This is a genomic window from Corynebacterium sp. ZY180755, assembly GCF_054331495.1.
Map to the genome: position 1 here is coordinate 115,349 of NZ_CM135811.1, position 12,776 is coordinate 128,124.

General features: G+C 57.5%; 13 protein-coding genes. 11 read left to right on the top strand and 2 right to left on the bottom strand.

All coding sequences use genetic code 11. The features are described 5' to 3' along the window. The first annotated feature begins 2 nt into the window (after nucleotides 1-2). From ACXM2N_RS00515 to ACXM2N_RS00560, 10 genes are all read left to right on the top strand, one after another. On the top strand, nucleotides 3-1,100 hold the full coding sequence (locus ACXM2N_RS00515; protein ID WP_458489002.1) for a glycosyltransferase family 4 protein: 1,098 nt from the start codon (nucleotides 3-5) through the stop codon (nucleotides 1,098-1,100). Beyond that, the gene (locus ACXM2N_RS00520; protein ID WP_458489004.1) at nucleotides 1,093-2,892 is read left to right on the top strand and encodes an ABC transporter ATP-binding protein; all 1,800 of its coding nucleotides are present in this window, start codon (nucleotides 1,093-1,095) and stop codon (nucleotides 2,890-2,892) included. Before ACXM2N_RS00515 ends, ACXM2N_RS00520 begins: the two co-directional genes overlap by 8 nt. After that, complete coding sequence (locus ACXM2N_RS00525; RefSeq protein WP_458489006.1) at nucleotides 2,889-3,956, top strand: aminoglycoside phosphotransferase family protein; 1,068 nt, start codon at nucleotides 2,889-2,891, stop codon at nucleotides 3,954-3,956. The genes ACXM2N_RS00520 and ACXM2N_RS00525 overlap by 4 nt, the downstream gene beginning before the upstream one ends. Then, nucleotides 3,953-4,879 (top strand): phosphotransferase, encoded by a 927-nt coding sequence (locus ACXM2N_RS00530; protein WP_458489008.1) that lies wholly within the window; start codon nucleotides 3,953-3,955, stop codon nucleotides 4,877-4,879. The genes ACXM2N_RS00525 and ACXM2N_RS00530 overlap by 4 nt, the downstream gene beginning before the upstream one ends. Continuing rightward, nucleotides 4,876-6,156: a UDP-glucose dehydrogenase family protein gene (locus ACXM2N_RS00535; RefSeq protein WP_458489010.1), complete on the top strand. Its 1,281-nt coding sequence runs from the start codon at nucleotides 4,876-4,878 to the stop codon at nucleotides 6,154-6,156. Before ACXM2N_RS00530 ends, ACXM2N_RS00535 begins: the two co-directional genes overlap by 4 nt. A 72-nt stretch (nucleotides 6,157-6,228) precedes the next feature. After that, nucleotides 6,229-6,939 (top strand): SDR family oxidoreductase, encoded by a 711-nt coding sequence (locus ACXM2N_RS00540; protein ID WP_458489012.1) that lies wholly within the window; start codon nucleotides 6,229-6,231, stop codon nucleotides 6,937-6,939. Between the two features lie 22 nt (nucleotides 6,940-6,961). Further along, a complete protein-coding gene (locus ACXM2N_RS00545) occupies nucleotides 6,962-7,561 on the top strand; it encodes a LysE family translocator (protein WP_458491166.1) in 600 nt (199 codons plus the stop codon). A 29-nt stretch (nucleotides 7,562-7,590) separates the two neighbouring features. Next, a complete protein-coding gene (locus tag ACXM2N_RS00550; protein ID WP_458489014.1) occupies nucleotides 7,591-7,914 on the top strand; it encodes a heavy metal-binding domain-containing protein in 324 nt (107 codons plus the stop codon). A gap of 18 nt (nucleotides 7,915-7,932) precedes the next feature. Then, nucleotides 7,933-8,223 carry an RNA-binding S4 domain-containing protein gene (locus tag ACXM2N_RS00555; RefSeq protein WP_458489019.1) on the top strand — a complete coding sequence of 97 codons (291 nt, stop codon included), beginning with the start codon at nucleotides 7,933-7,935 and terminating at the stop codon, nucleotides 8,221-8,223. Continuing rightward, nucleotides 8,223-9,041, top strand: a complete 819-nt coding sequence (locus ACXM2N_RS00560; RefSeq protein WP_458489021.1) for a VOC family protein — start codon at nucleotides 8,223-8,225, stop codon at nucleotides 9,039-9,041. Before ACXM2N_RS00555 ends, ACXM2N_RS00560 begins: the two co-directional genes overlap by 1 nt. Before the next feature lie 183 nt (nucleotides 9,042-9,224). Here the strand turns inward: ACXM2N_RS00560 and ACXM2N_RS00565 are convergent, their stop codons facing one another. After that, nucleotides 9,225-10,103: an alpha/beta hydrolase gene (locus ACXM2N_RS00565; protein ID WP_458489023.1), complete on the bottom strand. Its 879-nt coding sequence runs from the start codon at nucleotides 10,101-10,103 to the stop codon at nucleotides 9,225-9,227. A gap of 97 nt (nucleotides 10,104-10,200) precedes the next feature. Between ACXM2N_RS00565 and ACXM2N_RS00570 the strand changes: the two genes are divergently transcribed. Then, nucleotides 10,201-10,815: a CG0192 family protein gene (locus ACXM2N_RS00570; protein WP_458489025.1), complete on the top strand. Its 615-nt coding sequence runs from the start codon at nucleotides 10,201-10,203 to the stop codon at nucleotides 10,813-10,815. Here the strand turns inward: ACXM2N_RS00570 and ACXM2N_RS00575 are convergent, their stop codons facing one another. Further along, on the bottom strand, nucleotides 10,816-12,735 hold the full coding sequence (locus ACXM2N_RS00575; RefSeq protein ID WP_458491168.1) for a M13 family metallopeptidase: 1,920 nt from the start codon (nucleotides 12,733-12,735) through the stop codon (nucleotides 10,816-10,818). It lies immediately after the preceding gene. Between the last annotated feature and the right edge of the window lie 41 nt (nucleotides 12,736-12,776).

Consider the following 12,776-nt stretch of genomic DNA (forward strand, 5'->3'; position numbering starts at 1 on the left):
ACATGCGCGTAGCTTATGTATGCATCGATCCGGGCATTCCAGTGTTTGGCACCAAGGGTGCCAGCGTGCACGTCCAGGAAATTATCCGCGAGTTCCTCGCCGCAGGACATGACGTCACGGTCTACGCCACCCGCGTAGGCGAGGATATTCCGGAGGATCTCAAGGATCTTCCCGTCAAGCGTTTCACAATCAAGGAGAAGGAACCAGCGGCACGCGAGCAGGCTCAGCGAGATACCTCATATGCCATTGCGGCACAGGTGCTTGCCGATGATCAGGAGTTTGTATACGAGCGCTACTCACTTTTCAGCACGGTGATCGCGAACACCGGCTTGCCAGCCATTTTGGAGGTCAACGCGCCTTTAATTGATGAGCAGGCAACGCACCGCGTGTTGGTGGACCGTGAGTACCCAGTCCATGCGTTGAAACTTCAAGTACAGTCCGCCAAGGCCACCATTTGTGTGTCTGAGCAGGTTGCACGCTGGGTGGAGCACACCACCGGGGTGTCTCATACGGTTCATGCCGTTGCTAACGGCGTGAACGTCAATCGCATTACCCCGCAGCCGGAGGCAGAGGGACTCCCCGTTGTCACCTTCGTGGGAACGCTCAAACCATGGCATGGAACCCACGACCTCCTCTCCGCAAAGTCGCTGGCGAAAACTGACTGGCACCTCCGCATCATTGGTGACGGGCCAGAACGGGAAAATCTTCTTAACCAAGCCAAGGACCTAGGCATTGATGTGGACTTCCGCGGTGCCGTGGCACCGGCAGATGTTCCTCAGCACTTGGCGGGGTCCGCCATCGGGGTGGCGCCGTACCCTAAGTCAGACGATCACTACTTCTCACCGCTGAAGGTGTATGAGTACATGGCAGCTGGCCTTCCGGTGGTAGCCACGTCTATTGGCCAGGTACCAGCCACTATTGATGGCTGTGGCCTGCTTGTACCAGGTTCCGATCCACAGTCTCTGGCTGACGCGATCGATAGGTTGGTAGCTGACCCAGCACTGAGAAAGCACCTGGCCGGTAGCGCCCGCGAACGCGCGGTGACCCACCATAGCTGGGAGTCCGTGCTGGCTCGCGCGTTGGAGCTCGCCTATGGCTAAGAAGATTGAAAAGCGCGCGGTGCAGCGCACGGTAGGGCTAGTTGCCCCGCACGTTACGCCCCACAAGAAGCTAGCCGCAGGTGGCATTATCGCGCTGCTTTTTGAGGTAGTGTTCCGCGTGTTGGAGCCATGGCCATTGAAGTTCGTGGTGGACGCGGTGTCCGTATCCCTAGGTGCGCAGCAAGGTGGTTCACCGGCGACAATGAGTTTGTTGATCTGGTGCGCCATCGCCCTGATTCTGATTGTGGGCCTGCGTGCGTTCACCAATTACTTGGCTACGGTTGCGTTTGCACTGGTTGGATCCCGCGCATCCACTTTGTTGCGCGCGCAGGTGTTTAACCACGTGCAAAGCCTGTCGCAGCAGTTCCACGCCCGTAATCGTTCTGCTGACACGGTGCAACGCATCGTGGGTGATGTAGCCAAACTACAAGAAGTTGCCGTCACCGCAGGCCTACCGCTTATCGCTAACATGATCACGCTGGCAGTCATGCTCGTTGTGATGCTGGTGATGGACTGGGTGCTGGCCATGGTCGTAGTGGTAGCGCTGATCGTCTTCCCGCTGATTTCGCGGGCCACCACGAGCAAAATTACTTCGGCATCTCGGAAGACCCGTAAGGCAGAAGGCCAGCTTGCCAATACTGCGCAGGAGTCCTTGTCTTCTATCCAGGTGGTTCAGGCCTATGGTTTGGAGGAGCATATTGCCCAGCGTTTCCTTGGCGCAAATGAGAAGTCTCTGAAGGACGGTGTGAAGGCGCGTCGTTTGGCGGCGCGGCTCGAGCGCGGCACTGACGTCATTGTGGGTGTTGCCACCGCGGCCGTCATGTTGGGTGGTGCCTACCGCGTGATGGAAGGCGCCATGACCATTGGTGATTTGGTTCTTTTCACCACCTATTTGAAGACCACCATGAAACCACTGCGCGATATGGCCAAGTACACTGGCCGCATCGCCCGCGCCGCCGCATCTGGTGAGCGAGTTGCTGATCTGCTTGATCAGGTCAATGACGTCACTAATCCGTCCAGTCCGCGTTCACTTAATGAGATCCACGGCTACGTGGAATTCAATGACGTGGAGACCATGTATGGCAAGCGCAAGATCCTGCGCGGACTGAATCTGTTTATCAAACCAGGTGAACAGGTGGCCGTGATTGGGCCGTCCGGGGCTGGCAAATCCACACTGGTGTCGCTGTTGGTTCGCTCGCAGGACCCAACGTGGGGCACCGTCAACATTGATGGGCATCCGCTCACCTCAGTCGAGTTGAGTGAGCTGCGCAGCAGCGTTTCACTCCTCCACCAGGAGGCGGTGCTATTCACCGGAACCATCATGGAGAACATCCGCATGGGGCGTTTCGACGCCACCGATGAAGAGATCATCGCCGCAGCCAAGGCCGCTAATGCTCACGACTATATCCTTGAGCTTCCCGACGGTTACAACACCGTGGTGGGCGAGCGCGGCGGCACCCTGTCCGGTGGGCAACGCCAGCGCATCGCTATCGCTCGCGCACTGCTGCGCGATGCGCCGATCGTGGTTCTGGATGAGCCAACCACCGGCCTTGATCCTCACGCCGCCAAGAAGGTGCTCGAGGCCATCGATAACCTCGTTAAAGGCAAGACCACCCTTGCGGTGACACACGATGCGGAGGTCGCTCTCCGCTCCACGCGCGTCGCGTGGTTGGAAGACGGCGCTGTGAAATTCCATGGCTGCCCATCTGAACTGCTCAAGAACAATGAGACCTTCGCTCGGTGGGTCAGCGCTAACACGAATGAGAAAGTAGAAGTAGGTGAGCCTAGATGAACACTCAAGATGTTGTCAGTAACCTCATCAATCCTGACTATCTCAGCAACGTCATCGGTACCGAAGTGCGTCCAACGAGCGTGCGTATCAAGCCAGAGACCTCCGTGGTAGCAGGTTACGAGGACGAACACCATCAACACGGCTGGGTCCGAGTGCTCTGGCCAGGATCAGCGGGCAAAGCACACAAGACCGCTTTGAGCGCGGGGAAAATCGGGCTTTCCACCACGGAGCTCGATATCGCCGGTGGAATGGTGCTGCAGTATGGGCCGGCGCTAGCGGACCCAAAGATGCTCACCTACATCAGTGGAGCCGCTATCAGCCCGCACGCCCGCGTCCTGCGCTACAACCCACAGCGCCGCTTGGTGGTGAAAAGCGGTGACCGCGTCATAAGAATCACGCAGCGCGCTGCACACTTCTCACGGCAGTCATACGACACTATCGCCCAACACGTGCCCGTCCCGGCCCAGTTAGACTCTGGTAGTCAGTCGCACCGCAGTGATCTCGAATTCTTGGGCAAGGGGGATCTCACCGACGCCCAAGCCCAGGAGGACTTCTCCTTTGCTGCCGGAGTCATCGCGTATCAGTTGCACAGCGTATCCACTTCCTGCGCACCTGAGCACAACCCTGCGGACGCGCACGTGCAGATAACGTCCCACGCTGAGCTCCTTGGCATCATGGCACCGGAATTCCTGACTCGGCTTAAGCACATCGGCCAGAATCTTCGACCACTACAAGGCCCACACGTCGTGCTTCACGGTGACCTGTCACCGGATCAGTACCTCTACGCGGATACGCTGTGGCTGACAGACTTTGACCGACTCCATCGCGGGCCAGCCGTCAAGGACCTCGGCTCTTACCTAGCCACCAGCACCCCAACCGCTGGCGCAGAATTCCTCCGTGGATACAGCTCCGTGGCGCACACCATGCCAAGCGATGAAGATATCCGCATCGCCACAGCACACTCCATGGTGCTACGCCTCATGGATCCGCTCAGGAAAGCACGGCCAACGTGGCACGAAGATATCGAAAGCAACCTCACGCAGATTGAGAAGGTCCTGTCATGAGAATGTGGCCCAGCAAAAACCACACCTTGGTTTTTGAAGACTTTGATGAGCAAGGACGCCTGCGCGCCGGGCGCATTCTTGCTGACGGCTCCAAGGAGTACGCGGAGTATTCCCGTGATAAGAAGCTCCCCGAATTAGCTCCTTCGGACGCAACTTTGCTGGTTCATCGCTACGGCAAACGCGCGGTGGTGCACCATGGTGAAGCCATTACCAAGTACACGCGACCAGGTAAGGCAGTGGACATTGCTCGCAAGTCCACCATCATTCGCAATGCCTGCCGCAACGTGGGACTAGGCGCCGCCGCCGTGACTGCAACGACGGACGGGTCTGTCACCTTCTCACTGCTGCCTGGTGCCACCTTGCACACTCTGGGTGACTGCTATGAGGGGTGGGATGAGTTCTTCCGCCTCTGGCCACAGCTTATGCACCAAGAGGTGGACGTTCCTGCCTTCACCGCGGCCGATGAGGCCGCCACCCTGCGCGACTGGATGGCCAAGGCCAGGCAGTTCGGCCGGCTGCCGGACATCGAGGCGGAGTCGGAAAGCGTGATCGAACGCCTCCACCAGGCTCCTGACCCATCTGTGCTGCTGCACCGCGATCTCTACGACAAGCAGCTGATGTGGGACGGCACAACCCTATCCGTGTTGGATCTTGACACCGCCGCGCGCGGTGAGGGCGCCCTAGACATCGGCAACGTCTTGGCTCACGTGTACTTGCGGCGCATGCAAGGCGTGATTTCACCCGAGTTCGCTGAATACCTCATCAACCGCCTTGAGAATTTCCCAGGCGTGAGTGATCACCGCCTGAATACATACTTCCTCTCTTCTGCGCTTCGACTGAGTTGCGTCTACGCTTTTAGACCGAACAGCTCATCGTGGCTAGTACGCTGGATCGACTTCACAAAAGAAAGAGCATCATCATGAAAATTACCGTAATCGGCTGTGGCTACCTAGGCGCTGTTCACGCTGCATGCATGGCAAAACTTGGTCACGACGTGCTGGGCGTGGACGTTGACTCAACCCGCGTAGATATGCTCAACAACGCCACCCCACCGTTCTACGAGCCCGGTTTTCCTGAGCTACTGGAGGAATCCATAGCCTCCGGTCGCCTACGCTTTGCCACTGAGCTGGAGCCCGCAGACGTGCACTTCATTGCCGTGGGCACCCCGCAGTCCGCGGACGGTACTGCAGCGGATATGAGTTATGTGAACTCCGCGGTGGATTCTATTGTGGCGGTGCAACCAGCAGGTTCCGTGGTGGTGGGTAAGTCCACTGTTCCTGTGGGTACCGCCCAGGGGTTGCACGCTCGCCTGGCCGAGCACGGCGCGACGTTAGTATGGAACCCTGAATTCCTCCGCGAGGGAACTGCAGTTCAAGACACCATCGCCCCTGATCGGATTGTCTATGGTGTTCCGGCTGGTGATGATCGTGGCCGCCAGGCACTTGATCAGGTTTACGCTCAGCTACTTGAGGCCAATATTCCGCAGGTCATCACTGACTTCGCCACTGCGGAGTTGGTCAAGGTGGCTGCTAATTCCTTCCTCGCAACCAAGATCAGCTTCATTAACGCCATGAGCGAGTTGTGCGAGGCGACCGGCGGAGACGTCACCCAGCTGGCGGAGGCAATTGGTTACGACGAGCGCATTGGCAACAAATTCCTCAAGGCCGGAATTGGTTTTGGCGGTGGTTGCCTGCCAAAGGACATCCGCGCGTTCTCCGCGCGTGCGGAGGAGCTGGGCGTGGGTAACGCGGTGAGCTTCCTTACGGAAATTGACGCCATCAACATGCGTCGTCGTGAACGCGTGGTGGGCCAAGTGCAACAACGTATCAGGCCTGGCCACAAGGTTGCGGTACTGGGCGCAGCGTTTAAGGCGAACTCTGACGATATCCGTGATTCGCCGGCGCTGTTTATTGCTAACCAGCTGGACCAGGCCGGTGTGGAGGTGGTTGTTTATGACCCGCAGGCCATGCCTAACATCCACCGTTTCTACCCGCACCTGACCACGGCATCCTCTGCCGAGGATGCGCTGCGTGATGCTGAAATGACCCTTGTCCTTACGGAGTGGAAGCAGTTTAAGGAGCTGGATCCCGCTGCTACCGCACAGTTGGTGGCGGGCAAGACGATCTTGGATGGGCGCAATATTCTGGATCCTGCGGAGTGGAAGGGTGCCGGCTGGGATTACATTGGCATGGGTAGGTAACGGCGCCTGATCTGCCACGTTGCCTCTCAGAAGCGGCAACGCGCGGGTGGTGGATCGCTAGAATGCTGAAGTATGACTACGGCAAAGACAGCAATTGTGACCGGTGCTTCTGCCGGTATTGGTGAGGCTACAGCAAGGGCCCTTGCGACGGACGGCTGGCACGTGATCGTGGCAGCACGCCGCAAGGAGCGGGTGGAACAGATCGCGCAGGAGATTGGCGGTACGGCCGTGACTCTTGACGTAACGGATGACGCCAGCGTGGCCGCACTAGTGGACCGCGTGGAACACTGCCACTTGTTGGTGAACAACGCCGGTGGCGCCAAGGGGCTTGACCCCATTGAGGATGCAGACCTTGAGGATTGGCAGTGGATGTATGACACCAACGTGCTGGGCACCTTACGCATGACAAAGGCACTGCTGCCTAAGCTTGTTGCTGACGAGGGGCACATCATCAACATTGCCTCCATAGCGGGCTTTAACCCATACGCTGGCGGTGCTGGCTACAATGCCGCCAAGTTTGGGCAGAGCGCAATAAACAAGGTAATGCGCATCGAGTTTGTTGACCGCCCAATTCGCATCACGGAGATCGATCCCGGCCGCGTAAAGACAGACTTCTCCCTGAATCGCTTCAAGGGTGATCAAGAGCGTGCCGACGAAGTCTATGCGGACAAGCTCAACCTCACCGCTGAAGACATCGCCGAATCCGTGCGCTGGGTGGCTTCGATGCCTGCGCACATGAATGTTGACCGCATGGTGATTACCCCGCGCGATCAGGTTGTTTAGCGGACTAGGAACCCTGCTGGTGGTGTGGTGCGCGGCTATCGCCACTCCAGGTCCTGATCTCCTGCAAATCATCCGCACTGGCACTAAGAACCGTAGTGCGGGTGTCTTCTGTGCCCTAGGTGTGATGAGCGCGCTGACCATCTGGATTAGTGCCTCACTGCTAGGTCTATCAGCGTTGATGGCTGCGAATCCGCTTATTCTTCACGCGATCCAGCTCATTGGTGGCGTATACATCGCGTGGATGGGTTTTTCGTCCGCGCGCAGCGGCTACTCCAGGCTAGGTGAACCGCCGCAGTCGCTGGAAGCAGCGGATGTGGGAAAGAAGAAAGCCTACGTGTTGGGCCTTGGAACTAATTTGTCCAACCCCAAAGCGGTGGTTTTCTTCGGGGCGATCTTTGCGCAGTTTGTACGCCCTGACGCCTCCCTGTGGTGGAACCTAGTGATCGCGGTAGTGCTGATCATTACGGGGCTGATCTGGTTCATCAGCTTTGCTATAGCTGTGCGCACAATGGCCAGAACCATTGTGAGAAATGGCGCGCTCATTGATCTGGTAGCTGGGCTGATCTTTGTAGCTATTGCTTGCGTAATGATTTATGAAGGTGTTACCGGTATCACTGCGTAACAGGCATTTACGCTCCTAGAATGAGGGCCATGATCGTAACAACAACAAACACGGTAGACGGCAAAGAGATCTCAGAATACCTACGTGTGGTCGCGGGAGAGAACATTGTTGGTATCAACATGTTCAAGGACATCGGAGCGTCATTCCGTAACCTTGTGGGCGGCCGTAGTCAGTCCTATGAGGCCGAGGTATTCAAGGCTCGTGAGACTGCGCTGAAGGAAATGGTGGATCGGGCCATTGAACTAGGAGCGCACGGTGTAGTGGGCGTGAACTTGGCATATGAGTCTATGGGTGCTGATAACGGCATGATGATGGTCACCGCCACGGGCACGGCTGTTAGGTTTGCGTCCTAGCCAGTTACACTAGTGGGCATGCAACCTACAGACGTCACTATTCGCGACCAAGAAATCAAGCTTGGTCAGTTCATTAAACTCGCCAGCCTGGTGGAAACCGGCGGTGCCGCCAAGGAAGTAATCGCAGCTGGTGACGTCACTGTTAACGGTGAAGTAGATACCCGTCGCGGTAAGAAGCTGCGCGACGGGGATGTGGTCTGCGTAGGAAATCTGTGCGCGCGAGTTGTGACGGGCGCGGATGATGATGACTACTTTGATGAGGCAACCGCAGACGATGACTTTGATCCAGAAGTATGGAGGAACATGTAATGCCAGCGTTTCAGGCTGAACAGGGTATGCCGTTTTGGATTGACCTGACCACCTCTGACATCCGTAAGTCCTCCAAGTTCTACTCTGACGTGCTTGGTTGGGAAGTAGAGGAGATCTCTGAAACGTACCGCCTGTGCCGCATCCAAGGGTTGCCAGTAGCTGGCTTGGTTGCACGCCCGGAAGACGATAACCAGCCAGACACCTGGGTTACCTACTTCCTGTCGTGGGATCTGGAGGCTGCGTGCGCCAAGGTGGAGGAGCTCGGCGGTCGTGTCCTAGTTCCTGCTACTGAGGTGGCGCTGGGTGAGATGGCCGTTGCCGTTGACACCAGTGGCGCTATGTTCGGATTGATGAAGCCGCAGGGCGAGGAATCATTCATTGCGGCCGGTGAACCAGGCACCCCTGTGTGGCATGAGCTCACTGCGGTCGCTGCGTATGACAAGGTTTCCTCCTTCTACGCTGAGCTTTTTGAGTGGGTCACGGCTGAGCTCGAGGGGCCAGCGAAGTACACCACCGCGCTTGTCGACGGCGCGGCGTTCGCAGGCATCTACGATGCCCACGGCCAGTTCCCGCCGCAGGTGCCAAGTTTCTGGCAGTCCTACCTAGGCGTGCTCTCCGTGGATGAGGCAGTGGCCAAGGTCCCAGAACTAGGGGGCGATGTTATCCGTGAGCCGTGGGAATCTGAGTTTGGTCGCCTTGCCATTATTGGCGATTCCACCGGTGCTACCGTCACCCTATGTGAAGTAGCAGAACCCGTAGAGGAAGGCAGCGAGTCTGATCCTCTGGAGGGCATTGACCTGAGCCAGTTTGGTCTTTAGCGCTTACCCCACCTCGTACTGACCTGCACCCCACTAGTTGGACTGAGCAATCGAACACCAACTAGCGGGGTTTTGTTCCACCCACAGCAGTCCGCCCTGCACTAGGGATCGTGCATGCCAGGTGGGCAAAGTAATGACCTGCGATGATGTATTATCGCAGGTCACAAGTTATTGTGGGGAGGGTTACTTGAGGTACTCCGCGATGTCTTTTACCCGCTCGCGCGCCACTTTCGGAGTGGAAATGCGGTGCTCTGACACGTACTCTTTGACGGACACACCTTCCAAAGATTCAAAGTCTGGGTAGTGGCCAGCGATGGCATCGTTGGAGGCCACCTGCATGAAGGTGGGTGGCACCGATGCCGGGAAGTCATTATCCCCACGTAGGTCTGCAGGAAGCATGGACAGATCCAAGTGCGGGAAGGTCAGCGCAAGTGAGTCAAAGTGCTCAGATGCCAGCACCGCCAACGCGCCACCGGAGGAATATCCCCACGCAGCCAGGGAAGATGGGTTCTTGTTTTCACGCACCCAAGCCGCAGCATCTGCCACGAAAGCGATGACCTCATCCAGCGTTGCCTCAGGCAGGAGAGGATAATCGAGATCCACGATGGTGGTGCCGGACAGTTCAGCGGCGCCAGCGACCTCGGGGCGCCACGCAATGTTCATTGGCTTGCCCGCGCCCTTCCACCAGCCACCTGGATGCAGGGAAATGGCCCACTTGCCGTTTGGGTTGGAGGGGATGAACACCTGAGCGTTCAGCTCTGGGATGTCTTCCACCGTGATGTTGCCAGGGTACTTAACGCCAGGCATTGCGTGATCGACCGCTGATCCCAGCATCACCATGGCGGTGTGAGTAAGACGATCCGGAAGCAGTGCATCCCACTGGTCAATCTCATTCGGATCGGATGGATCATCGGACCACGGGGGATTCTTGCCGGGGGCAGGGTAGTGCGCCTCAATGTAGGTAGACACTTGTGTGAGCTGCTGCTCTGGACTTAGCTTGCGCTCGTGTCCACCAACTTGGAAATCTTCGCGTTCACGTGCTTCAACGGTGTCGTCAGTCATGGCAACTATGGTACCCCCAAACAAAGTAGCTTTAGTCACAAAGACGGAAAGAACAACGCACGGCCACTGAGAATGAGAAAAAGAGAAAGGGGCCATTATGGCTGGTATTGCAGAAATTCAGCAGGCAACCATCACTCCTACCAAGAGCGAGTTGGCTAACAAGTGGCTGGGTAGCTACCGCGAGCTTGGTTCGTACCGTTTTGTAGACCCGCAGAATGAGGTGGGTATTGAGGTGCTGGTGGGCTATGACCTTGATGATCGCCTAGTCCAGCTTCCTGTCTCTTACCGCAGTGAGGAACTGGATCCCGCCCACACACTAGCCACGATGGAGCACTCGGTGCTGGGTACCCGCTACGTCTCCAACGCTTTGGGTGACCCGGTGGCAGTGCGCGAGTTCATCCGCACCATTGTTGAGGCTGACACCGGCGCGCAGCGTTCCGACGGCAAACCGGCCGCACTGGAGGTACAGGGCTCCGGTATCTCAGACGAGGTCACCTTAGGTGAGGTTGTTCTTCAGGAGGTCACGCGCCAGCGCGCGGTGGGCGAAGTGGAAATAGACTTCCAACCCCACCGCTTTGTTCTTCGCGTGCCACACCTGTTGGTACCGGTGGGCAACCCAGGAACAGGGCACCAAATTTCGCGTCTGCGTATCACAGGCAAGAAAGATGAAAGAGAGCTCCTCGTAGCGGAGCTCTCCTGGCTGGACGGCTAATTACCAGATGGTGACGCGGTCCTTCTCATCGATCCACATCGGGGAGTCCTCGTCCACGTCGAAGGCATCATAGAACTCGGCGATGTTACCCGCGATCACATTGCAGCGGAACTCCGCTGGAGAGTGCGGATCAATGGCCAAGTACTGAGAGGCAAGCTCAGCGCGGATCTTGGTGCGCCACACACGTGCCCACGACAGGAACAGGCGCTGAAGTCCGTTGTACTGGTGCTCAGCCAGCTCGGGATCAGAGTCCTCTGCGTCGAATGGGAGGACAGGGGAGGTCTCGAAGGTAAGGCCCTTGTCTGCTAGGTAGTTACGGTAAGCAATCACGGCGATACCTAGGCCGCCTAGGTCACCGATGTTCTCACCGAGTGTGAATTCACCGTTCACTCCGCTGGATTCCATGTTGTTGTCCTTCAACACCTGAGGGACAAGTCCATTGAACTGAGCTACCAATTTTGCGGTGAGCTCAGAGAACGCAGCACGATCCGCATCGGTCCACCAAGAGTTCAAGTTGCCGTCGCCGTCATACTGGGAGCCTTGGTCATCAAATCCGTGGCCAATTTCGTGACCAATAACCGCGCCGATTGCGCCGAAGTTCTCCGCGGCATCAGCCTCAGGGGAGTAGAACGGCTCCCGGAGGATGGCCGCTGGGAAGGTGATGTCATTGACCACTGGGTTGTAGAACGCGTTCACGGTCTGGGGAGTACAGAACCATTCGTTCTTGCGAGCTGGCTTTCCAATCTTTGCCAGCTCATAGTCATGCACGTACTCAGAACCAGCGCGGGCATTGGCAACCAAGTCCTCACCCTTGGCGGAGAACTCTAGTGAACCGTAATCGCGCCACGAGTCTGGGTAACCAATCTTGGTGCCAAACTTATCCAGCTTCTCCAGCGCGCGGCCGCGTGTTTCCTGGCTCATCCACTCAAGGTTGGTGATGCGCTCGCGGTAGGCCTCGGTGAGGTAGGAAACAAGTTCCAGCATGTCCTGCTTGGATGATGGTGGGAAGTGCTTGTCCACGAACAACTGGCCGATCTCTTCACCAACAAAAGACTCAGCCAGTGCGAGTGCGCGCTTCCAGCGGTCACGCTGCTCGGTGGCGCCGGTGAGGGTGGTGCCATAAAACTCAAAGTTGGCCCGGCCAATCTCTGGGGCAAGAAGGCCCGCGCGGGAGTTGAGGATGTGCCACTTAGCCCACAGGATGAAATCCTCTAATGGCTCAGACTCCAGCAGCCTAGAAATATGGTCTAGGTAGTCAGGCATCATGACCACGAGGCGCTGCTCTGGCAGCTTGGCGGCCGTGAGGAATGACTGAATCTGTGCTGGGAGATCGGAAAACTCCGTAGGGTTAAAGGTCTTCATTGCATCGCGTGAAGCCACAACATCCCAGTGCCCCTTGGCGATCTTCTTCTCTAGCTCCACGATGCGCGTGGCTTCCTCTGCGCCGTAGCCGATGTAACCCAGCATGCGGGCTACGTGGTCGTGGTACTTCTTCAGAGTCTCAGCGTGGGACTCCTCGCGGTAGTAGGCCTCATCTGGCAGCCCCAAACCACCCTGGTGGACGTATGCAATAGCATCATCACCAGCGGAATCCTTCTCCACCCAGAATCCAACGATGCTGCCTACACCCGTGCGGTCTAGCTGGCCTAGGCCAGCTAGGAAATCTTCGGTCGTGGTGACGTCGACAAGTGCAAAGTCAGGATCCAACACTGCGGTGCCGGCCTTTTCCACCCCCTCAACATCCATGAAGGAAGCGTAGAGCGCACCCGCGCGCGAATCCTGCGCTTCTTGCACGATCTCGTGCACATTCTCCTCGGAGAGGTCGCGCAGACCGTGGAAAGTACCATCAACACCACGATCATCGGGGATGATGTGCTTATCCAGCCACGGTCCATTTACAAAGCGGTACAGGTCAGTCATCTTCATGCACACCACAGTAGTTGCGCGGACAACCGCTGGCC

What these genes read in the sequence shown, in the direction of transcription:
- ACXM2N_RS00515 (WP_458489002.1), top strand. Translation starts at nt 3, where the DNA reads ATGCGCGTAGCTTATGTATGCATCGATCCGGGCATTCCAGTGTTTGGC.
- ACXM2N_RS00520 (WP_458489004.1), top strand. Translation starts at nt 1,093, where the DNA reads ATGGCTAAGAAGATTGAAAAGCGCGCGGTGCAGCGCACGGTAGGGCTA.
- ACXM2N_RS00525 (WP_458489006.1), top strand. Translation starts at nt 2,889, where the DNA reads ATGAACACTCAAGATGTTGTCAGTAACCTCATCAATCCTGACTATCTC.
- ACXM2N_RS00530 (WP_458489008.1), top strand. Translation starts at nt 3,953, where the DNA reads ATGAGAATGTGGCCCAGCAAAAACCACACCTTGGTTTTTGAAGACTTT.
- ACXM2N_RS00535 (WP_458489010.1), top strand. Translation starts at nt 4,876, where the DNA reads ATGAAAATTACCGTAATCGGCTGTGGCTACCTAGGCGCTGTTCACGCT.
- ACXM2N_RS00540 (WP_458489012.1), top strand. Translation starts at nt 6,229, where the DNA reads ATGACTACGGCAAAGACAGCAATTGTGACCGGTGCTTCTGCCGGTATT.
- ACXM2N_RS00550 (WP_458489014.1), top strand. Translation starts at nt 7,591, where the DNA reads ATGATCGTAACAACAACAAACACGGTAGACGGCAAAGAGATCTCAGAA.
- ACXM2N_RS00555 (WP_458489019.1), top strand. Translation starts at nt 7,933, where the DNA reads ATGCAACCTACAGACGTCACTATTCGCGACCAAGAAATCAAGCTTGGT.
- ACXM2N_RS00560 (WP_458489021.1), top strand. Translation starts at nt 8,223, where the DNA reads ATGCCAGCGTTTCAGGCTGAACAGGGTATGCCGTTTTGGATTGACCTG.
- ACXM2N_RS00565 (WP_458489023.1), bottom strand. Translation starts at nt 10,103, where the DNA reads ATGACTGACGACACCGTTGAAGCACGTGAACGCGAAGATTTCCAAGTT.
- ACXM2N_RS00570 (WP_458489025.1), top strand. Translation starts at nt 10,201, where the DNA reads ATGGCTGGTATTGCAGAAATTCAGCAGGCAACCATCACTCCTACCAAG.
- ACXM2N_RS00575 (WP_458491168.1), bottom strand. Translation starts at nt 12,735, where the DNA reads ATGACTGACCTGTACCGCTTTGTAAATGGACCGTGGCTGGATAAGCAC.